16 protein-coding genes and 1 other RNA gene are annotated in these 20,953 nt (G+C 56.4%); 2 read left to right on the top strand and 15 right to left on the bottom strand.

All coding sequences use genetic code 11. The features are described 5' to 3' along the window. The 9 genes from VGC62_RS11770 to pxpB all read right to left on the bottom strand — a co-directional run. A partial coding sequence (locus tag VGC62_RS11770; RefSeq protein ID WP_331187258.1) for a LysR family transcriptional regulator occupies nucleotides 1–874 on the bottom strand: 874 nt, incomplete at its 3' end. A gap of 30 nt (nucleotides 875–904) precedes the next feature. After that, entirely contained in the window at nucleotides 905–1,873 is a 969-nt protein-coding gene (locus VGC62_RS11765) for an AEC family transporter (protein WP_331187257.1), read from the bottom strand. A 24-nt stretch (nucleotides 1,874–1,897) separates the two neighbouring features. Further along, on the bottom strand, nucleotides 1,898–3,136 hold the full coding sequence (locus tag VGC62_RS11760; protein ID WP_331187256.1) for an OprD family porin: 1,239 nt from the start codon (nucleotides 3,134–3,136) through the stop codon (nucleotides 1,898–1,900). 110 nt (nucleotides 3,137–3,246) lie between these two features. Beyond that, nucleotides 3,247–3,657, bottom strand: coding sequence for a biotin/lipoyl-containing protein (locus tag VGC62_RS11755; RefSeq protein WP_331187255.1), 411 nt, complete (start codon nucleotides 3,655–3,657; stop codon nucleotides 3,247–3,249). After that, a complete protein-coding gene (gene accC / locus VGC62_RS11750; protein WP_331187254.1) occupies nucleotides 3,647–5,023 on the bottom strand; it encodes an acetyl-CoA carboxylase biotin carboxylase subunit in 1,377 nt (458 codons plus the stop codon). Before accC ends, VGC62_RS11755 begins: the two co-directional genes overlap by 11 nt. Continuing rightward, complete coding sequence (locus tag VGC62_RS11745; RefSeq protein ID WP_331187253.1) at nucleotides 5,016–5,465, bottom strand: acetyl-CoA carboxylase biotin carboxyl carrier protein; 450 nt, start codon at nucleotides 5,463–5,465, stop codon at nucleotides 5,016–5,018. Before VGC62_RS11745 ends, accC begins: the two co-directional genes overlap by 8 nt. Before the next feature lie 10 nt (nucleotides 5,466–5,475). After that, complete coding sequence (locus VGC62_RS11740; RefSeq protein WP_331187252.1) at nucleotides 5,476–6,240, bottom strand: 5-oxoprolinase subunit PxpA; 765 nt, start codon at nucleotides 6,238–6,240, stop codon at nucleotides 5,476–5,478. 37 nt (nucleotides 6,241–6,277) lie between these two features. Further along, entirely contained in the window at nucleotides 6,278–7,213 is a 936-nt protein-coding gene (locus tag VGC62_RS11735; protein WP_331187251.1) for a biotin-dependent carboxyltransferase family protein, read from the bottom strand. Next, nucleotides 7,210–7,905: a 5-oxoprolinase subunit PxpB gene (gene pxpB, locus VGC62_RS11730; RefSeq protein ID WP_331187250.1), complete on the bottom strand. Its 696-nt coding sequence runs from the start codon at nucleotides 7,903–7,905 to the stop codon at nucleotides 7,210–7,212. Before pxpB ends, VGC62_RS11735 begins: the two co-directional genes overlap by 4 nt. A gap of 1,041 nt (nucleotides 7,906–8,946) precedes the next feature. Here pxpB and VGC62_RS11725 point away from each other — a divergent pair. After that, entirely contained in the window at nucleotides 8,947–10,284 is a 1,338-nt protein-coding gene (locus VGC62_RS11725) for an MFS transporter (protein WP_331187249.1), read from the top strand. A 25-nt stretch (nucleotides 10,285–10,309) separates the two neighbouring features. Here the strand turns inward: VGC62_RS11725 and VGC62_RS11720 are convergent, their stop codons facing one another. After that, a complete protein-coding gene (locus tag VGC62_RS11720; protein WP_331187248.1) occupies nucleotides 10,310–11,212 on the bottom strand; it encodes a LysR family transcriptional regulator in 903 nt (300 codons plus the stop codon). A gap of 357 nt (nucleotides 11,213–11,569) precedes the next feature. Continuing rightward, an RNA gene (gene ffs, locus VGC62_RS11715) (signal recognition particle sRNA small type) lies at nucleotides 11,570–11,666 on the bottom strand. 234 nt (nucleotides 11,667–11,900) lie between these two features. Here ffs and VGC62_RS11710 point away from each other — a divergent pair. Next, nucleotides 11,901–12,386: a GNAT family N-acetyltransferase gene (locus tag VGC62_RS11710; protein WP_331187247.1), complete on the top strand. Its 486-nt coding sequence runs from the start codon at nucleotides 11,901–11,903 to the stop codon at nucleotides 12,384–12,386. 135 nt (nucleotides 12,387–12,521) lie between these two features. On the opposite strand, the gene VGC62_RS11705 is transcribed toward VGC62_RS11710, so the two are convergent. From VGC62_RS11705 to smc, 4 genes are all read right to left on the bottom strand, one after another. After that, nucleotides 12,522–13,688, bottom strand: a complete 1,167-nt coding sequence (locus tag VGC62_RS11705; protein WP_331187246.1) for a zinc-binding metallopeptidase family protein — start codon at nucleotides 13,686–13,688, stop codon at nucleotides 12,522–12,524. 208 nt (nucleotides 13,689–13,896) lie between these two features. Next, on the bottom strand, nucleotides 13,897–16,266 hold the full coding sequence (gene ligA, locus VGC62_RS11700; protein WP_331187245.1) for an NAD-dependent DNA ligase LigA: 2,370 nt from the start codon (nucleotides 16,264–16,266) through the stop codon (nucleotides 13,897–13,899). Nucleotides 16,267–16,359: 93 nt separating this feature from the next. Beyond that, a complete protein-coding gene (gene zipA, locus VGC62_RS11695; RefSeq protein WP_331187244.1) occupies nucleotides 16,360–17,208 on the bottom strand; it encodes a cell division protein ZipA in 849 nt (282 codons plus the stop codon). A gap of 253 nt (nucleotides 17,209–17,461) precedes the next feature. Beyond that, nucleotides 17,462–20,950, bottom strand: coding sequence for a chromosome segregation protein SMC (gene smc, locus VGC62_RS11690; RefSeq protein WP_331187243.1), 3,489 nt, complete (start codon nucleotides 20,948–20,950; stop codon nucleotides 17,462–17,464). Between the last annotated feature and the right edge of the window lie 3 nt (nucleotides 20,951–20,953).

The raw sequence follows: 20,953 nt of genomic DNA, 5'->3' as shown, positions 1-20,953 counted from the left end.
ATTGATCGCTCACCCGACAGGCGAGTTCGGCAACTCGTCGAATTGCATCCTGGGAGTGATGCTGTGTGTAGCTCACCACCGTCGGTTGATGTGGTAAACGGGTCTGACAGTCCAAGACCTTGATCCTGCCCGCCTCAACATAGGGCCGTGCCGCCACCAAGGGCAACAGGGCATTACCAAAGCCTGCTTCCACCAACTGCATAATGGCTGCGATAGAGCTGACATGGTGAATTTTGCCGATGGGCATCTGAGCTTGGCGATACAACTCCCTTAATGCCAAATCCGGGTGTGACCCACGGCTCATGGTGATGCATGGCAAGCGCAGCAGGTCGTTGAGGGGATCGGTCGGGTTCGGACAAAAACCTACAGGCCCAATCCAGCCAGTGGCGACCGAAGGGCAAGGAATGCTGGTGATGCCATCACCATCGATTTGGTGGGCTTGAAGCGCAACATCCACCGTGCCGTCACGCAGCGCTTTGTGGATCCCTGCCATACTTTCCGAGCTGAACTGCACCTCAATCCCGGGGTAGGTCGACTGAAGGCTCTTGAGGAAATGAATCAGCCAGCTATGCACGATGAAATCGGTCGCGCCGATTCGAACCAACCCCAGAAGATCGCTGCCAGGCTGCCCAAGCAACCGCATCTCTTGCTCCAGGTCGAGCATCCTTTCGCTGTAACCCATAAGGCGCTGACCCACTGCCGTCAAACGGAGTACGCGTGATTCGCGATCAAACAGGCGGGCGCCAATCTCCTCTTCCAGCGACTGTATTCGGTTGGACACGGCGGCCTGGGTCAAATGCAGATGCTCTGCCGCCGCGCGAAAACTCTTCAGCCGCGCCACCTGTAAGAATGCTTCGATGAAACGGGTATTCATCCGGTGGTCTCTCTTATGGGCGCAGCAGTTCTATTGGCCAATATGTGAGACGGCTAACATAACCGCCGTCAGGGAAAAGAGCGCCAACAGCGTGGACGCAGCGATACTCGCGGTGACTTCCTGCTCCGCCACCTTGTAACGCATGGCGTAGAGGTAAACATTTGCTCCGATCGGCAGCGCTGCGGACAGAATCATTACCTTGAATCCTAGTCCCTTCAAGCCCAACAGCGAGCCCAGGGCAAACATCGCCAACGGATGAATGCAGTTTTTGGTGACGGCCAGCGTCAAGCCGGTTTTCAAATGACCGAGACTTTTGTTGAGCGCCAACGTCGCGCCCACCAACATCAACGCCAAGGGAGAGAACGCACTGCCAATCAACGCCAGCGTCTTATCCAGCGTAGATGGAAGCGCAAGTCCGGTGACCGAATACAACAGGCCGCACAGGATGGGAAGCGGCACAGGGTGCAGCAATGTTGAACGTGCGGCCTTGGCCAGGGTCATTCCAAATCCAGCGATACGGGCCAGGCGTCCGCCCGATGCTCGCGCATCTGTCGATCCGCGAGCATCGGCGAACTCGATCAGGCTGGTCACCATGGTCAGCATGATCAACGAATGCACCGACATGAGGGCAAACAAGGTGATCAACCCCTCTTGACCAAAGGTCATGCTCACGAGCGGTACACCAATCATCAAGATATTGGAAAACGTGGTCGAGAGCGCTAGCACCGCCGCTCGCTTATTGAAACCATGCCGTGCCATGACTAGGCCAAACACCACCCAGATAGCGCAAAAATAGACGCCCACTGGCGTGAAATCGATGTCCCCCAATCGAACAGTTGCCATGCTGCGGAAAAGGAGAGCTGGAGCCAGCACCAGAAACGCGATGTTGGACACATCCTTGATCGCCTCGCTTCGCAGCCATCCGCGCCGGACAATGGCGAAACCGATCACGATCAGCGTTACGACAGGAAACAGCGCCTGAAATACCGGCCCCAGCATGGACTTCACCTCAAATCAAAAGAATTACAACAAGGAAAGGGGGTAGCTGACGATGATGCGGTTCTCATCCAGATCGTTACCGAACGTGGACCGAACCGTAGCGTTGCGCCACTTTAGCGACAGACTCTTGAACGTTCCGCTTTGAACGAAGTACGTCAACTCACTGTTACGCTCCCACTCATGTCCCTCGTCACCATTGCTCAGATGAATTTGATCGCCGGAGACATAACGGTTCATGAACGTCAGCCCAGGAAACCCCCATGCGGCCAGATCGTAGTCATAGCGAAACTGCCAGGACCGTTCCCCGGTATTGGCAAACGGCAAAACCTGAATGAAGTTAACCAGCCATGGATCGCTATTGACCACATAAGGGTAAGGGTCGTCGCCCATTATCTTCTGGTAGCCCACGGTAAAACTGTGAGCCCCCGTGAGATAGGTCACACCCAAGCCAGCGGCACGGTTGTCGATACGCCGAAAACTGCCGTCTTCACGAGCACTCTCAAGGCGCAAGTCGGTTTTCAACGTCCCATGGCCCAGCGCCATGGCTGTCGCAGTGTTAAAAATACCCTGCTCATAGACGCCGTCGAGCTTTCCATAATGAAGGCCCACGGAGTTGCCTGCTCGCCAGCTATAGTCCCCGCCAGCCAAGATGAACTCGTCGCTGTCACCTCCGTAGTTACTGGTCAGATGCGTCCAGTCGGTAGAGTCCACACCGACGACTTCGGTGATGCGTCCGGCCTGTAGCGAAAGCCCATCGATCTCTTTCGATTCGAGCAAACTACCCTTGAACATTTGCGGAAGCAGGCGCGCATCAGGCGATTGCAATACCGTGTTACGGAACATCAATGCACCCACCTTTATGGTGGTCTTCGAGATTTTTGCCTTCGCGGTCACGCCAGCCTTAGTGTATTCATCCACCGATGACCCGTCCGATTGAGAAGGGAAAAGCCCGGTACCACTGCGGTCTGCGCTTGAGTCCAACCTAACGCCTAACATGCCAGTCATATCGACACCGAAGCCAATAACTCCAGGCGTATAACCCGATTGAAGCTTCAAGATTGCAGCTTGCCCCCACTCCCGAGCCTGGCTCTTGCCATTGCTCCCGCCAGGTTGGCGAAAGTCGCGGCTGAAGTAGAAATTTCGAAGCTCCATCTGCGCCTGACTATCGGTGAAAAAGTCTGCGTGGGCTGACTGACCCACTCCCATTGTCCCCAGACCACTGGCGAAGATCGGTAACCACGTAATGCGCTTGAGTACGGACATCGAGAACCTGCCATAGCGTTATTTGAAGGGAATTGGCAGTTTTCAAGAAAAGGTCCCCCATGCGACCGTGTGAGCGGTCGCTGTTGTTATAGGTGTAAAAGACTTGCAGATCAGGAGATGACGAATAGCACCGTGCCGAACCCCACTACCGTGCCATTAGGAACCTGCGGTATCGATATCGCCCCTGAAGCCGAGGCAACGACTGGCCATACACTCTCTTCGGCCTCCAGAAAGGCAACGTGCTGTCCGACCTCCACGGTTTGGCCCACCTCAAACAACGGGTTGGCAGACAACGGATGGCGGTCATGAAAAATCCCGACTCGGGTCGCCGTGATCGTCGCGGTCGGAGAGGCTTTGGCTTCATCGATGGGGTAACTCACTGTCGTGGGGGCCAACAGCGTTACCGATCTGTCTCGATCAAAAATCAGCGTTACGCTGACGCCCTGTCGTTCGTACTGGCAACGCTCGACTTGGGTGTGCTCAAGCATTCGTACCAATGCCTGAATATCTTCAAAGGTCATTGTCCGTCTCCTTGACCGGGCCAAAGCCCTGCGCCAGCAATGTTTCCAGATGATGGATATTGAAACCGCCGGCCACGAACCCCTTTTCACAGAGCAATGCTCTGTGCAGACCCAGATTATTAGCCACGCCTTGAATCTCGGTCTCCCCAAGGGCCACACGCATTCGGGCGATGGCCTGGTCGCGGGTATCGCCGTAGGTAATCACCTTGGCGACAAGCGAGTCGTAATGAGGCGGAATGCGATAACCACTGTAAAGGTGCGAGTCGACACGCACGCCCGGACCACCCGGCGCAATCCATTGACTGACCACACCCGGAGAAGGCGTGAATGTCCAGGCATCCTCGGCATTGATGCGACATTCAATTGCGTGCCCACGCAGTTGAAGATCCTCCTGACGTATCGACAGCCGTGCGCCCAGCGCAACCCGCAATTGCTCTGCAACCAAATCGACGCCCGATACCCACTCTGTGACCGGGTGCTCAACCTGGATACGCGTGTTCATCTCGATAAAAAAGAATTCGCCGTTTTCATAAAGAAACTCAAAGGTCCCGGCACCGCGATAACCAATGTGCCTGCACGCAGCAACGCAACGCTCGCCAATATTGGCCAATACCTTTCGGTCAATCCCGGGCGCTGGACTTTCCTCAATCACCTTTTGGTGCCGACGCTGCATGGAACAATCACGCTCACCCAACCAGACCGCGTTGCCATGACTGTCAGTCATCACCTGAATCTCCACATGGCGTGGGTTTTCAAGAAAGCGCTCGATATAAAGGGCAGGATTGCCAAAGGCGCGGGCCGCTTCCTCGCGAGTCAACTCTACCGCCTGGGCCAGATCTTCCTTGCGACGCACGATACGCATCCCTCGCCCCCCACCACCGCCAGCGGCTTTGACAATCAAGGGATATCCCACTTCTGCGGCGATGCGTTTCACCGTTTCAATGTCTTCCGACAACTGGCCTGGTGATCCGGCAACACAAGGTACACCGGCGTTGAGCATGGCCTGCTTGGCGCTAACCTTGTCGCCCATAAGACGGATCGATGCGGGCGTTGGACCGATGAACACTAATCCTGCGTCTTCGACTGACTGGGCAAAGTCGGCTCGTTCGGAAAGAAACCCATAGCCTGGATGAACGGCGCCTGCGCCCATCAAGCGTGCGGCACTGATCAATTCCTTTTGATTCAGGTAACTGCGTGCCGCGGCCGCCGGACCCACGCAGATCGCCCGATCAGCCAAGGCAACGTGTCGCAGGTCCGCATCGGCCTCTGAGTAGGCAGCCACCGTTTGAATATTCAGGCTCCGGCAAGCGCGCAGAATCCTCAGTGCGATTTCGCCGCGGCTGGCGATCAATACAGAATCAAACATCATTGGCCTCCAAGGGCTCCAGCTCGAAAAGCAGGGTGCCAGGCTCAACGGCCGAGCCATCTTCACAAGCAATGCGCACCACCCGCCCCGCACAGCCCGCTTCAATCTGATTCAGCATCTTCATGGCTTCGACGATGCACAGCACTTGGCCTTCCTCAACCCTGTCACCGACCTGTACAAACGGCGGTTGGTCCGGGCCCGACGCGCGATAGAAAAGCCCGACCAGACTGGCCTCCACACGATGCAGAGAAGGCGTGGCAACGGGCGATGTCACAGGGGCGCTTTCGTGGGGAACCGGCGCCGGATCTGGCTGTTTGCGAGATTTGGCGTGGCCCTCGGCTTTGACCAGACGAATTCGTTCACCTTGACTGACATGCTCAATTTCCCTGAGCGAGGAAGTTTCCAGCAACCCAACCAGTTGCTCGATTAACGTCTTATCCATAGGTGCCGGCTCACTTAAACGGTTTAATGGCGACGCCAGCGTTTTCCAGAACGCGGCGCACTTGAGCGGCCATGCTGATAGCACCCGGGGTGTCGCTATGTACGCAAATCGTGTCGAAGTGTGCGGGCAACATTTGGCCGCTGGTTGTCTCGATGCCACCTGCCTGGATCATACGAAGCATGCGCTGCGCAGCGAACTCGACATCGTGCAACACCGCGCCTGGCTCGCTGCGGTGTACCAGGCAGCCATCTTCGGTGTATGCCCGATCAGCAAACACTTCAGCCTTGGTTGTCAAACCGAGGTCATTGGCGATGGGGTGCATCAACCCTCCGGCAAACGTCACACAGATGAGTGAGCTATCAACGGCTTTGATGGCCTTGGCGATAGCGGTGGCAACACCAGCATCCGTTTGGGTCAAATTACCCAGCGCGCCGTGGGCCTTCACGTAAGTAATCGGATTTGCCGCATAGGTTGATAGGGCTATCGCAGCCCCTATTTGATAGGCGACCAACCGCTCAATCTCGCCCAGACTGAACGGGATAATTCTGCGACCAAAACCCCACAGGTCGGGAAACCCTGGGTGAGCCCCCGCAGCGACTCCGCGCCTGCCCGCTTCAGCGAATACGCGAGCCATGATTTCCGGGTCACCGCCGTGAAATCCACAGGCAACGCTGGCAGAGCTGACGATGTCCAGGATTGCGTCATCGTCACCCATCTTCCAGGCGCCGAATCCTTCGCCCATGTCAGAGTTCAGGTCGATTTGCAGGCTCTTCATTTTTAGATATTTCCTCGTAAATAGCTCAGGGGCAGGTTCAGACAGCTACGCCTGAATACAAGCGCAGCGCTTCCAATGCCTGCGTCTGACTGATCAAGATGAAACGCACAGGTGTGCCAATTGGCGCCTGAGCCAACCGCCAAAGGTCGGGCTCAATGACATTCGCTATCTTCGGGTAGCCCCCACAGGTGTTTGCTTCGGCCATCTGCACGATGGGTTGGCCGGCTGGTGGCACTTGCACCGTGCCGGGCAAAATGCCGTGAGAACGCAGCTCAACCGGCGATCCGAGGGCTAACGACTCGCCTGTCAGGCGATAGCCAATTCGATTGGACTGAGCGCTTATGCTGAACGGCATATTGATAAAAGCGTCACGGGCCTGTGCGGTAAATAGCCCATACTCCGCTGCGGGCAGTGCGCGTACGCAAATCTGCCCTGCCTCCAATTCCTGCCAAAAATTGCGCCGATGAAATGGGGCGATCCCAAACGACTCGGTACTTGAAAACGCAGCCCCCTGGGCGACAGGTAGACAATCACCGCGTTTGAGACCTCGCCCTGCAAAACCGCCGAAAGCGGCCTTAAGATCAGTTGAACGCGAACCCATAATCGGCTCAACGTCGATCCCTGCGCCGACACACAGGTAAGCTCGCACTCCTCGTATTGGGCGCTCCACCATCAAGGTCTGGCCTGCTTGCGCCTGGCAGCGCCACCATCCGGGGACTGGCTTACCGTCCAGGCTCAGACGACTATCGGCACCGGTACAGGTAAACCAAGTCGTCGTCTTGAAACGTACCTTGAAAGGGAATACACAGATTTCTACTCCTGCAGCATTGTCTGGATTACCCAGCAGCGCATTGCCCAGACGCAGGGCCTCGTCGTCCATGGCACCACTACGACTGACACCTAGATGTAAAAAGCCGTGACGGCCCAGGTCCTGAACAAGATTCAGCGCACCTGAAGTCAGGATTTCGATCACAGTGCAATTCCTTGACTCACGAAACGCACCCGATCCCCAGGCATCAGTAAGCACGGATCGGCACGATGAGGATCGAACAGATCCAGATCACTGTGGCCGACAAGGTGCCAACCCGACGGCGAAGCACAGGGCATCACGCCAGCCTGACTGCCGCCAATGATGACCGCGCCTTTCTCTATACGCGTGCGCGGAGCGCTTCTACGCGCAAGGGCGAGCCGAGTTGGAAGTCCACTCAGGTATGCGAAACCTGGCATGGACCCCACGCAAGCAACCTGATAAGTCACGGCGCTGTGGCATGCGACCCATTGTTCAACTGCCAGCCCTGCGGCATCAGCCAGCATCAGCAAGTCTTCTCCTGCTGCGCCGCCATAGATCATGGGTATCTCGACTTCGCGGCTTGCGATATCGGCTTCGCCAGCTTGCGCCCATAGACCAAGCACCTTGTCCTGCAGCTGTTGCGTGGTGAGCTGTAACGGATTGAAGACCACCAGTAGATTATTGACACCCGGCACCAATTCGCGGATTGGCAGAGCACAGTCAGATCGCAGTGCAGCGGCCAATGCCCAGAAGCGTTTTTGGGTCTGAGCACAAAAATCGGATCTAGCCACGTCAATCAGCAATGCGCCGATACCTGCCAAACTGATGCTGAATCCATCGCACTCGACAGAGTTGGGGGTAGTAATCACGTTCATGCAAAGCTTCCGAAAGTCGGACTGGAGGTGTGCGTCGGTACCTGAGCCGAAACGCTGCTGGTGAAAATGATCGAGGAAAGAGAAAGTTATTACCAACGGGTTTTTATGACGACTTTCGATCAATTAAACTTTTCAAAAACGCCACAACCCTGCACCAAAATAGCCAACTTCTCCCATCACCGCACTGATAACACGCATTTAATGGCACGCTCACAATCGTTACAGCGTTCAGATTAATATCTGCAACTAACGCACCCGCATTTGCACGCGAATAGCGTGTCCTGACGAATAGGTAAATAGTTTTACTGCGTAAAAATCTAAAAAAACACATTGACGACAGATCTGGCTAATGATCTAAATAAAAACGCAAAATCAATGATGCCTTTGTCACCCGCGTGGCATCGCCACCCTGCACAACACTCGAGCAGCGTATGGAACATGAAAATCCAACACCTGAAAAACACACGTCTAATTTTATAAACTCAGACGACAGTTATCATTCGATATTGGAAAACAGCCCGAGGGCTTTTCAACTTTTAATCGCAGAAAAGCAACTAAACCCAGGCAAGATCTACACCACACAAGCCCCTGCTCAGCATGGGGCTGAGAGGCAGAAGGCTGTTTAGACTACATTAGCGAAGATGCTTACTCCAGAGGCTTTCAGCTCGCCGTTCAGCGTAAATAAAACTTCCGAATGACAGGCGCCTTAGTTCGCCTTACTCGTATCTGGCAATGCTGAAATGACGCCTGCTGGCATCATTCTTAGGGAGCGACTTAATATTCTTGTAGGGCCCCGCGGGTTCGCTCATTGACTAAAAAATTAGATGACTATTTGATAATTTTTCAGAAAATCCGAGGTTAAAAATCCACTGACCAGATTGAAAGTTCTGAATCAGTACAGTTTTTGCATAATAAGAAAAGTCCATATCCGTCGCGGGTGCCGATGCCATCGCGAGGCATGCTGTCGGAACGCCACGGCCTTTTAAGCCTGCCAAACAGGAATCCGCTTGATTAAATTTAATTACCCTACAGAGAACTAGCATGTCTCACACCGAAAGCAGCATTTCACAAAGGCTCGACAGGCTCCCATTGGGGAAATTCCACTACCGAATTATCATGATGATTTGCGCGGGGCTATTCCTTGATTCATTTGAATTACAGATGGCCGGTTCGGTGCTGGGCGGACTCTTGGCAGAAAAGTGGAGTACACCTCAACTTAATGCCTGGTTTATCTCAGCGACCTTCCTGGGATTTTTGGTCGGAGCCTGGTTTTCCGGAGTCTTGGGGGACAAGCTGGGGCGACGGTATTGCTACCAAATAAACCTGGGGATTTTTGCAATCACATCAATTCTCGCCGCGTTTGCGCCGAATATGTATGTACTGATCGGTCTTCGCTTTCTAATGGGCATTGGGCTGGGCGGTGAACTGGTCCTGGGGTACGCGACGCTGAGTGAGTTCATGCCACCCAACAAGCGCGGACGACTGGTTGCGTTCCTGTCCTTTGTTGCGCAGTGTGCGCTGTTCGTCTCTAGCACCATGGCGCTATGGGTTATCCCGAACCTGGGATGGCGCTGGATGTTTGGCATTGCCGGTGTTGCAGCTCTGATCATCTGGTACATGCGTAAGTCCATGCCAGAATCGCCGCGGTGGTTGGCATCCAAAGGCCGTCTGGAAGAGGCAAGTGCGATTGTCGATGCCGCAGAGCGCCACGTTGATGTGCGCAACTACGCAGAACTGGTCAGTGACAAAATCGAAGCACCGGAAGATCCAGGCAAGTTGTCGGACTTGTTCAAAAAAGGCCAGGTTTCGAAGATCGTAGTGGGCATTACCATCATGGTGACCATCCAGATTTGTATGTTCGGTCTCATCGGGTGGCTGCCGTCGTTCTTCGTTCAACAAGGGCTGGACATCGTAAAATCGCTGCAATGGAACATGGTCATGACATTCGGTGGCCCCGCAGGTGCGCTCATCAGCCTTCTTCTGGTTGATCGAATCGGTCGCAAGCCAATCATTGTAGGGTCAGCGGTACTGTCGGCGATGTTCGCTCTGATCTACGTCAACCAGACCAATGAGACGGCAATGATGATCAGTGGTTTTCTGATGATCATGACTTTCTACGGAATCGTGGTCGTTGGCCAGGCGGTGTACCTGTCTGAGTTGTTCCCGACTCGCCTGCGGATGCGCGGCACCGGTGTGTGCAGTGCGGTTGCGCGGTTGGTGGCAGCGGCCATTCCGTTTGCGGTGCCGGCACTGTTCAACGCAGGCGGCATTCGATTGGTGATCGCCATCGTTGGAGTCGTACTGGCGGTTTGCGCAGTGATCATCATGGCTTTAGGGAAGGAAACACGCAAAAAGTCACTCGAACAAACCAGCCTTTGATCTCAACCTACAACCGTAGCCAGACCTACGGTTGTAGGATCAGTGTCCCGTAGTCACACGCCTCATTTGCAAAACCTTTGATAGCCGCGCTCAAGCCCGGCAGCCGATCAGCCCGATGCACTATCGAATAGCGTATTGCAGGAAGAGCTGGTTCGGTATCGACGACCTTGAGACGCCCTTGAGCGATCAAACTACCAAGGCATTCACGCGGCAGGTAACTCAACCCCATTCCGGCAATCGCCAACCCCACTTGAGCGATCAAGTAGTCGCTGATAAGCGAACGGTTCAATCGCACGCCATGCTCAGCTAACCATCGCCCCACGATTTGCCCCGTCCCAGAGGCTGTCCCCTGTATAAGCACCATGTGCTCTGCCAGTGCTTGCAACGGCATTGGGTTCTGCCCCTGGTAGTAACCCGGCGCGCACATCCACGCGTTTTCGACCTCGGCCAGCGGCATACTGACATAACGCGGGTCGTTGAAGCGGTCCTGCACGATGATCATGTCGAGTTGGTCGTCTTCGAGCTTTTTGAAAAGCTGCGATCCCAACTCAATGGACGGCTCCAACGCCAACCTTGGATAAGCATCGCGCACCCGCTCAACCAATGCTGGCAACCACGTCAACGCTGTTAGCTCGGTCACCCCCAGACGATAGTGGGTGGCCTGCACTTCGTTACTGCTCAGTTGCTCAAGCAACGCATCTCGCTGATCGAGAATATCCAGCGCGCGGCGGTAAAGTTCTTCGCCCTTGTCAGTCAGCCGAGCACTACGGCGACTGCGATCAAAAATAACAATCCCAAAGGCATCTTCCAGCTCTTGGATACGCTTTGAGATAGCCGATTGAGAGGTATTTAATCGAACTGCGGCCGCCTCAAAACTACCCTGCTCCACTATCCGGCAGATCGCATCGAGCTGCTTCATTGTAATCATGGCGCGGGGCTCCCCGTTAACGTGGTGCTATTCTATCGCACCCGTACCGATTGAACGTCAGGTATACCGCGCAGGGTTTAGCAGTCACTACTGCTGGGGGAATCGGTTGCTCGGAGCGGCCATGGTTGCCCTACCTGACCGTCAGCCAGCATAACCATGATTGTCTGGATGAAAACACACTGGTAGCCGCATCCACGAATGATGAACTGAGGCTTTGGGCAAGGATAGGTTGATTTAGCGGAGTAGAGGACTGAAAGCGTCACTCAAGACTTAAACGCATTGCAACACTGTCGCGCTAATGCGCTTTGCGCGCCTCTAAACCCTTTTATTAAAAAAGGTTCAGGAATTTGGAGGCAACCCCACCAGCCACACCCCGGCACACAATGTTCCCGCTGTGGCTGCTCCCTTCCGGGTCTGACCAGGTTCACGGGTAATCGTTGCGGGGGGACCGATGGGGTCACCATAACGACGCTCGCCAGTCGGCGAGCCGCGCCATTGTACCGGTCTGGCGCGAAGTTACAACCGTTGGTTTCAGATTAAAATTTGATTGGGCTCAAGCACTTGTGCGACTGGCGTTTACTGGTGTGGCGCAGCGGATTTCGCGACACGCCGCACACTTGCGCCTTTGGCAGACGCGCCTGCACAGCGTCATAATGCTGCTCTGCGTATTAGGTCAAGGCTGTGAGACATGAAAACGCAAGTAGTGGGTTATGAGGCATTGAGGCGCGTTCAGCGCCAAGAGCTGGAACTGCTCGAACTGCCGCACGAGCAAAAGATGTATGCGGGGGATATTTTCGGTGCGTTGAATACCCTGGGCTCCACCTCGGAGGATCATGTCCGCGGATTTGCTCTGTTGGTGGATGACACACCGCGTGGATTTTTCCTGCTTAAGCATGGGGCGCTGTTACCGTCCTGGGCGGACGCGGACGCAGCGACCTTGCATGCGCTGATGATTGATGTGGAATGGCAAGGTCGCGGACTGGGAAAGCAGTGCGTACAAGGGCTTCCTGAGCTGGTACAGACGTTGTGGCCGGATGTCCGGCAGTTGATGCTGTCGGTGGACGCGGAGAATCAAACCGCACTTGGGCTTTATCTTGGCCTGGGTTGGGTTGACCGAGGTACGGCGTATCGCGGTCGAGTGGGATACGAACGGCGGATGGCGTTGGCGTTGTGAATCGCTCGGATAGATCTCTGCGATTCGAATATGAACCGATGCCAGTAACCTTTGAAGGCTCGTCAGCGCTTTAAAGAGTTGCCTGCACGCCAGTGTTTCGATCACACACAAATGGCGTAAGCGCGGTTCTCACGCTCACGAGACCTGCAACACCTCGTCCGCCTTGCCGCCCGCGCCCTGAATCACCAGATGGATGAAATGCAGCTTGGTGACGACCGATGGCGGCACAACGAAAGGATAGAAATCGGGCTGCCCCATGGCGCGGGACAGTTCGTTGAGCATACCGGCGAGCTCAATCCACGCGTTGACGAACGCCAGGAACGCAGGCCCTCCGGGGTGTTGTGGGTCGTAGAGGGTTTCCAGCGGGAACGGTTGATAGTCGAGGTCCATGTTGCGGGCATTCATGCCCAGGCTCAGCGCCGTGTCCACAGCGTCCATCATGTGCAGGTAGTGCGCCCAGGTTTCGGCCCAGTCTTCCCAGGGGTGCATGGTGGCGTAGGCGCTGACGTAATGCTGCGACCAGTCGGCCGGGGCGCCATTTTGATAATGATGTTCGAGCGCATCGGCGTAACTGGCACGGTCGTCACCGAACAGATTGCGGAAACCATCCTGCCAATAAGTACCCGCAATCAGACGATCCCAGTAGTAATGTCCGACCTCGTGACGGAAATGTCCGAGCAGCGTGCGATACGGCTCATGCATCTGCACCCGAGCTTTCTCACGCAACGCATCATCGGCCTCGTCCACGTTCAAGGTAATCAGTCCATTGGCGTGACCTGTCGTCGGCGTCTTGCCCTCCAGGTCAACGCCGAGGAATTCGAAAGCCAAGCCATTTTGTTCATCAATGCTTTTGGGGATGACGTGCAAACCCAATGCAATCAACTGAGCCACCAGGCGCCGCTTGGCGGTTTCTATCTTGAGCCAGCGCTCGGAGTTTTCCGGGACAGTCAGGTCGGGAATGGTTTTATTGAGGCTACAAGCAACGCAGAACTCACCGACGTTATAAGCAGGAAACAACCAGTTGCAGGCAGCGGGAGTATTGAGGTTGGCACAACGTCGATAAAGTCCCGCGCCGGGGTCGTCGCCCAGACGCCAGGTATCGAAGTCTGGCCCCGGTTCGAGCGCCACAACCTTGCCCTGTTCGGGCAAATAACCGAGCGCCGCAGAACACGCCAGGCACTGACTGTTACGGAAGAAAATCGACTGTCCACAGCGGCATTGCCAGACTTTACTGCCGCGCTTGCTTTCACCGACGAAAGGCGCGGCAATCCTGGTGCTGAGTTGTTCGAAGAACTGGAACATGACGATCTCCTTGTGAGGTGCTAGCACTAGATCATCAGGTCGTGCAGGGGTTCCGTGGCGTGCAGCAGAGGCCGCGTAATTCCCTTGCAAGAGTTGCCGAAGGCTACGAGCGATGCACTGAACGACATCGTGCCCAGACCGCTTCGCGGCTCGCAGCCTTCGGCAGCCTCTACAGACGTGATGCAGGGCTCAGGCCCATGAGGCGCTGTCACTCCAGCGGCACATCATGCTTTTTGAGAAATGCCACAAACGCCTCTTCATCCATGACCTTCAAGCCCAGTTCATTGGCCTTGGTCAGTTTCGACCCGGCGCCAGGCCCTGCGACCACCGTGTGGGTCTTAGCGGAAACAGAGCCAGACACCTTGGCCCCAAGGCTTTCCAGTTTTTCCTTGGCGACCTCGCGGCTCATCAGTTCCAGCGAACCGGTCAGCACCCAGGTTTTACCGGCCAGTGGCAAACCTTCGACGACCTTCTTCGGGCTGTCCCAGTGCATGCCAAATTCTTTGAGTTGCTTCTCAATGGCGCGGGCTCGGTCCGCATTCCCACCTGTTTTGAAAAACTCGCTGACCGCTTTGGCCTGTCTCTCAGGAAGTGCCTGACGCAGGTCCAGCCAGTCATCCTTCAAAATTTCCTCCAGCGTGCCAAATTTATCAGCCAGTTTCTGCGCCGCGCCTGGCCCAACGGTTGGAATGTCGAGTTTGTCGAGCATGCCGCCCAAGGTCGTGCTGGCGGCAAATTCTGCACTCAGTTCGCCCGTGTCCTGCAACTCAAGTCCACATTGATTCTTATCGAGCAACGCCTCAATCACATTTTGGTTGTGCGAATCTTCAAAGAAGCTGTGAATCTCGTGTGCCACTTCCATACCGACGTCCGGCAGATAAGTCAGCACTTCCGGCAACGCTTGCTTGACCCGCTCCAGCGATGCCAGCGAGCGCGCCAGCACCTTGGCGGTTTCTTCGCCGACATCAGGAATGCCCAGCGCATAGATAAAACGCGCCAGCGTCGGTTTCTTGCTGTCGTCGATGGCCTTGAGCAGTTTGTTGCTGGAGACTTCGGCAAAGCCCTCCAGGTCAATGATCTGCTCATACTTCAGCTTGTACAGATCGGCCGGCGAGCCAATCAGCTTTTCGTCCACCAATTGTTCGATGGTCTTATCGCCCAACCCCTCGATATCCATCGCGCGACGGGACACGTAATGGATGATCGCCTGCTTGAGCTGTGCGCCACAGGCCAGACGACCGATGCAACGATAGACCGCGCCTTCGCTGACGGTCTCCTTGCCCTTGCTGCGCTTGATCAGTTGCGTGCGTTCGACATGGGAGCCACAGACGGGGCAGGTTTTCGGAATTTCGACCTTGCGCGCATTGTCGGGACGGCGCTCCAGCACCACTTGCACCACCTGCGGAATCACATCACCAGCGCGGCGAATGATGACGGTATCGCCGATCATCAGCCCCAAACGCGCCACTTCATCCATGTTGTGCAGGGTTGCATTGGCGACGGTAACACCTGCGACCTTGACCGGCTTGAGGCGCGCGACCGGCGTCACTGCCCCCGTGCGACCGACCTGGAACTCCACGTCGAGCAGTTCGGTGAGCTCCTCCATCGCCGGGAATTTATGAGCAATGGCCCAACGCGGCTCACGGGCGCGAAAGCCCAGCTCGCGTTGCGCCGCAATGCTGTTGACCTTGAACACCACGCCGTCGATTTCATACGGCAGCGACAGACGCTTCTCGCCGATGTCGTGGTAATACTGCAGGCATTCATCGATGCCGTTGGCGATTTTCAGCTCATGGCTGATCGGCACGCCCCACTCTTTCAGTTGCATGAGATTGCCGATGTGCGTATCGCAAATGTCCGCAGACACCTGACCCAGGCCATAGCAGCAGAACTCCAGCGGACGATTGGCGGTGATCTTCGAATCCAGTTGCCGCAGGCTGCCGGCTGCTGCGTTACGCGGGTTGGCGAAGGTCTTGCCACCGACTTCCAACTGGCTTGCGTTCAGGCGTTCGAAGCCTGCCTTGGACATGAACACTTCGCCGCGCACTTCCAGGGTTTGCGGCCAGCCTTTGCCGTGCAGTTTCAGCGGAATGTTGCGCACCGTGCGTACGTTGACGCTGATGTCTTCGCCGGTGGTTCCGTCGCCCCGCGTTGCACCGCGCACCAAGGCTCCGTTCTCATAGAGCAGGCTGACCGCAAGACCGTCGAGCTTCGGTTCGCAGCTGTACTCAACCTTGGCACCCGCGCCGAACAGATCGCCTATGGGTAAGTCCAGGCCTTCGGTGACACGGCGATCGAACTCACGCATGTCGGTTTCTTCAAAGGCGTTGCCGAGGCTGAGCATCGGGATTTCATGGCGCACTTGAGTGAACGCCGATAACGCCGCGCTGCCGACCCGTTGAGTGGGCGAATCCGGCGTAACCAAGTGCGGGTTTTCCGCTTCCAGCGCCTTGAGTTCATGGAACAGGCGGTCGTATTCGACGTCGGGAATGCTGGGTTCGTCGAGAACGTGGTAACGGTAGTTGTGCTGGTCCAGCTCGGCACGCAGTTCCAGGATTCGGGTGTGGGCGGCATTCATACGGTGTTTTCTCGAAAAGCAAAAGAGCAGCCGAGGCTGCTCAATATGTTAGTGCAAGGTTAGGGTTTCAAACCCTCTGTAGGCTGACCGGGATCAACGACGCTGAGTCAACGCGCGGCGTTCGAACTCGACGATGCGTTGGCGGTAGTGCTCGATGGTCTGCGCAGTCATGACACTGCGCTGGTCATCTTTCAATTCGCCGTTCAGCTCATGGGCCAGCTTGCGCGCGGCAGCGACCATCACATCGAACGCCTGTTTCGGATGGCGCGGCCCCGGCAGACCCAGGAAGAAGCTCACGGCACGGGTACTGAAATGGTCGATATCGTCCAGATCGAACACGCCCGGCTTGACCGCATTGGCCATCGAGAACAGCACCTCTCCGTTGCCCGCCATGCTTTCGTGACGATGGAAAATATCCATCTCGCCAAAGCGCAGGCCGCTTTCCAGAATATTCTGTAGCAAAGCAGGCCCTTTAAAGCCGCTTTCATCACGGGAAATAACGCTGATCACCAACACTTCTTCAACGGGAGGCAGATCTTTATCTTCAGTGATGCGCTGCGTCGGTTTGTCATCCGGGAAATCGTCGTCACGGCCAGAAAACAGGCTCGGGCCGTCCATTTCCAGATTCAAATCGCCCTGCTGCGGTTCGTCTTTGCGCTTGCCACGTTTGGACTCGCGTTCGGGGCGGTCGCGGGCGGCGCTCATCGTCGGCAAATCGTGCTCGTCGAGTTGTGGCTCTTTCTGAGTGTCGAGCACGCGCGCCGGGCCCAACACCTCGGCAGATGACGGTTCTTCGTCGTCAGGCAGATTCGAAAAGCTGCGGTCGAGCCTGAATTTCAATTTACCCTTGCCGCCGCGCATCCGGCGCCAGCCATCAAAAAGAATACCGGCAATGACAATGATGCCGATGACGATCAGCCACTCGCGCAGACCGATTTCCATGTAATCCCGTGCCTCTAATGAAAAATTCTGAAAATTAAGGGCGTTAAACCCCTTTAGAACGTGGCGCCAACTCTATGTTCTGACTGGCGTTTTCCACGCAAAAAAAGAAAAGTGGACGTTAAGCTAGCACGACCAAAGGCAACTTTACACCGTCTGTTACATCTGGCACGTCGCGCAATCTGCACCGATGCAAGGCGTATCCCTGTACTGAGCCGCCAAATCGCCACTTTTCTCCTGTTAATCTTTTGCTCGACTACGCGTCCACCAGCGCCATCGCCTCCTCTACGTCCACCGCAACCAGCCGTGAGCACCCTGGCTCGTGCATGGTGACGCCCATCAATTGATCCGCCATTTCCATGGCGATCTTGTTGTGGGTGATGTAGATGAACTGCACGGTTTGCGACATTTCCTTCACTAGTCGGGCATAGCGTCCTACGTTCGCGTCGTCCAATGGTGCATCGACTTCGTCGAGCATGCAAAACGGCGCAGGATTGAGCTTGAAAATCGCAAAAACCAGGGCCAATGCAGTCAAGGCTTTCTCGCCACCGGACAGCAAATGAATCGTGCTGTTTTTCTTGCCGGGCGGACGCGCCATGATTGTCACCCCTGTATCGAGTAAATCTTCGCCCGTCAGTTCCAAATAAGCGCTGCCACCACCGAAAACTTTTGGAAAAAGTGCCTGAATTCCGCTGTTTATCTGATCAAAGGTCTCTTTGAAGCGGTTGCGCGTTTCTTTGTCGATCTTGCGAATCACGTTTTCCAGCGTGTCCAACGCTTCCACCAAATCGGCGTTTTGCGCGTCGAGATAACGTTTGCGCTCGGATTGCTGCTGATACTCGTCGATGGCCGCAAGGTTGATTGCGCCCAGGCGCTGAATCCGCGCGGCGATGCGTTCGAGTTCTTCCTCGGCGTCTTTCTCGTTGGCCTCAGCGGTCAATGTCGCCACCACGCCCTGCAAATCGTAGCCGTCTTGGAGTAACTGATCCTCCAGGGTTTTGCGCCGCACGGTCAGTGATTGCCATTCCATACGTTGCTGCTCCAACTGACCACGCAGCAATTGCGCCTGCTGCTCGGCTTGAGTGCGGCGTTTCTCGGCGTCACGCAGTTCGCGGTCGGCGTCTTCAAGGGCGATTTTCGCGGTGCGCATCTCCTCGTCGACAACCATGCGCTTTTCGAGCAGCTCTTCGAGTTTCAGGCGCAGCTCTTCCAATGGCGCGGCGCCCTCCTCCAGATTCAAATCCAGTTGCTCGCGCTTTTCGGTCAAGCGCTCGGACTGCATCTGCAAGCGTTCCAGCGCCTGACGTGTGGAATCATGCTGTGCTTTCAACGAACCCAGGCGTACCGCCAGTTGGTTGGCATGGTCCTTATGCTGGCGAGCGTCCTGACGCACACGGTCAAGCCGCTCGCGCAGGCTGTCGCGCTCGGCCAGCAGCAATTCTCGTTGCTCGGTGTCGATGGCCATCGCGTCCAGGGCGTCCTGCAATTGCAGGCGAGACTCGCCGAGGCTCTCTTGCTCCAGAGCGCGTTGCTCGCCGAGTTCGACGAGTTCTTCGTCCAACCGCGTGCGCCGCAAAGTCAGTTGCTCGACCTTGGCCTTGGCCGCCGAGAGTTTGGCCTTGAGTTCGCTTTGCTGGCGGGCTTCGTCCTGCAGTTGGCGACGCAGGTGTTCGCGAGCGTCTTCTTGAATGTGCTGTTGCTCGCGCAGGGTGAGCAGTTGCTCTTCGAGGGTCGCCAGGGCCGCTTCGCGTTCTTCACGCTCCAATTCCAGGCGCTGCAACTCCTGACCACGGGCCAGCACGCCACTTTCCGCTTCGCTGGCGCGACGCACCCGCAAGAAATCTCGGCCGACCCAGTAGCCATCGCGGCTGATCAGGCTATGTCCGACCGGCAATTGGTTGCGCAGGGACAGCGCGTCATCGAGGGTTTCAACTGGCTTGACCTGGCCCAGCCAACTGGTGAGATCGACCGTGGTTTCGACCTTGTCCAGCAGGCTACCGGCAATGCGCGTGAGGTCCGCGCAGGGCCTGACCAGACGCAAATCGCCCTGTTCAAAAGCGCCCAGATCAAGACTGTCGAAGTCGTCGACCAACACGGCATGCAAGTCAGCGCCCAGCACGGTTTCCACCGCCAGCTCCCAGCCCGATTCAACCCGCAGCCCTTCGGCCAAACGTGGGCGCTCGCTGAGGTGCTGATCGCGCAGCCACTCGGCGGTGCCGGTGCCAGGGTCCAGCGCCGCCTGTTGCAGGGCTTCGAGTGAAGCCAATCGGCCATTCAACCGCTGCAGATCGCCCTGAGCCTGTTGCTGTGCCTGGGTAGCCTGTTGCAGCTCAAGTCGCAGTTGCTCCAGACGCTCGATCAGGTGTTCTTCATCGGCAGTCAGCTCTTCAAAGGTCATCTCGCGGGCGGCGAGGTCTTCACTGAGCGCCAGTATCGCTGCGTCTTCCGGGTCGGCGGCGAGCAACTCGCGCTCTTCGCCCAGACGCCGTTGACGCTCGGCCAGCCGCTCCAGACTGGTTTCCAACTGCTGGATGCGCGACTGTTGCACTTGGGCCTGACGTTGCGGTTCGGCGGAGCGCTGGTTGAAGGTGTCCCACTGCTCTTGCCAATCGTGCATCGAGGTTTGCGCAGCTTCCAACGCGGCGGCGGATTCCTCGGCGGCGGCCAGGGTCATTTCCTGTTCCGGTTCGAGCATTTCAAGCTCTTCACCCAGGGTCGCCAGCAGCGTGCGGTCGTGGCCCAAATGGGATTCGGTTTCCAGGCGTGCGCGTTCCGCTTCACGCAGATCATCCTGTAACTGACGCAAACGCTGCTGGCCGTGTTGAATGCTCTGCTCGACCCGGGCGATGTCGCCGCCCACCGAATAGAAGCGCCCCTGCACCAGATTGAAGCGCTCGGACAGCTCATGATGACCGTCACGCAGACGTTCAATCGCGGCATCGGCGCTGCGCTGATCGGCGACCAGCGCTTCAAACCCGACTTCCTGGTTGCCAATCACGCCTTCGCGCTGGCTGGCCTGTTCGTTCAACGTCTGCCAGCGCAAGGCCGACAATTGCGCCTTGAGCTGACGCTCTTCGGCTTTGTATTCCTGGTATTTCTCGGCGGCCTGGGCCTGACGATGCAAGCGCTCCAGTTGCCGTTCCAACTCATCGCGCAAATCGGTCAGTCGCGCAAGGTTTTCATGGGTGCGACGAATGCGGTTTTCGGTCTCGCGACGGCGCTCTTTGTACTTGGAAATGCCGGCCGCTTCTTCGATGAAATTACGCAGATCCTCAGGCTTGGCTTCGATCAGCTTGGAGATCATGCCTTGCTCGATGATCGAGTAGCTGCGCGGGCCCAGACCTGTGCCAAGGAAGATATCGGTAATGTCACGACGACGGCATTTGGTGCCGTTCAGGTAATAGCTGTTCTGGCTGTCGCGAGTCACTTTGCGGCGAATGGAGATTTCCGCGTAACTGGCGTACTCGCCGACCAGCGTGCCGTCCGAGTTATCGAACACCAGTTCGATACTGGCCTGGCTCACCGGTTTGCGGCTGGTGGAGCCATTGAAGATGACGTCGGTCATCGACTCGCCGCGCAGGTTCTTGGCCGAGCTTTCGCCCATGACCCAGCGCACCGCGTCGATGATGTTGGACTTGCCGCATCCATTGGGGCCGACCACGGCCGCCATGTTGCTGGGAAAGTTCACCGTCGTCGGGTCGACGAAGGATTTGAACCCTGCCAGCTTGATGCATTTAAGGCGCATGGG

It is taken from the genome of Pseudomonas sp., assembly GCF_036404235.1.
Taxonomy (GTDB): Bacteria; Pseudomonadota; Gammaproteobacteria; order Pseudomonadales; family Pseudomonadaceae; genus Aquipseudomonas.
Note: the sequence above shows the minus strand (reverse complement) of the source record. Positions and strands in the feature narration are given on the sequence as shown.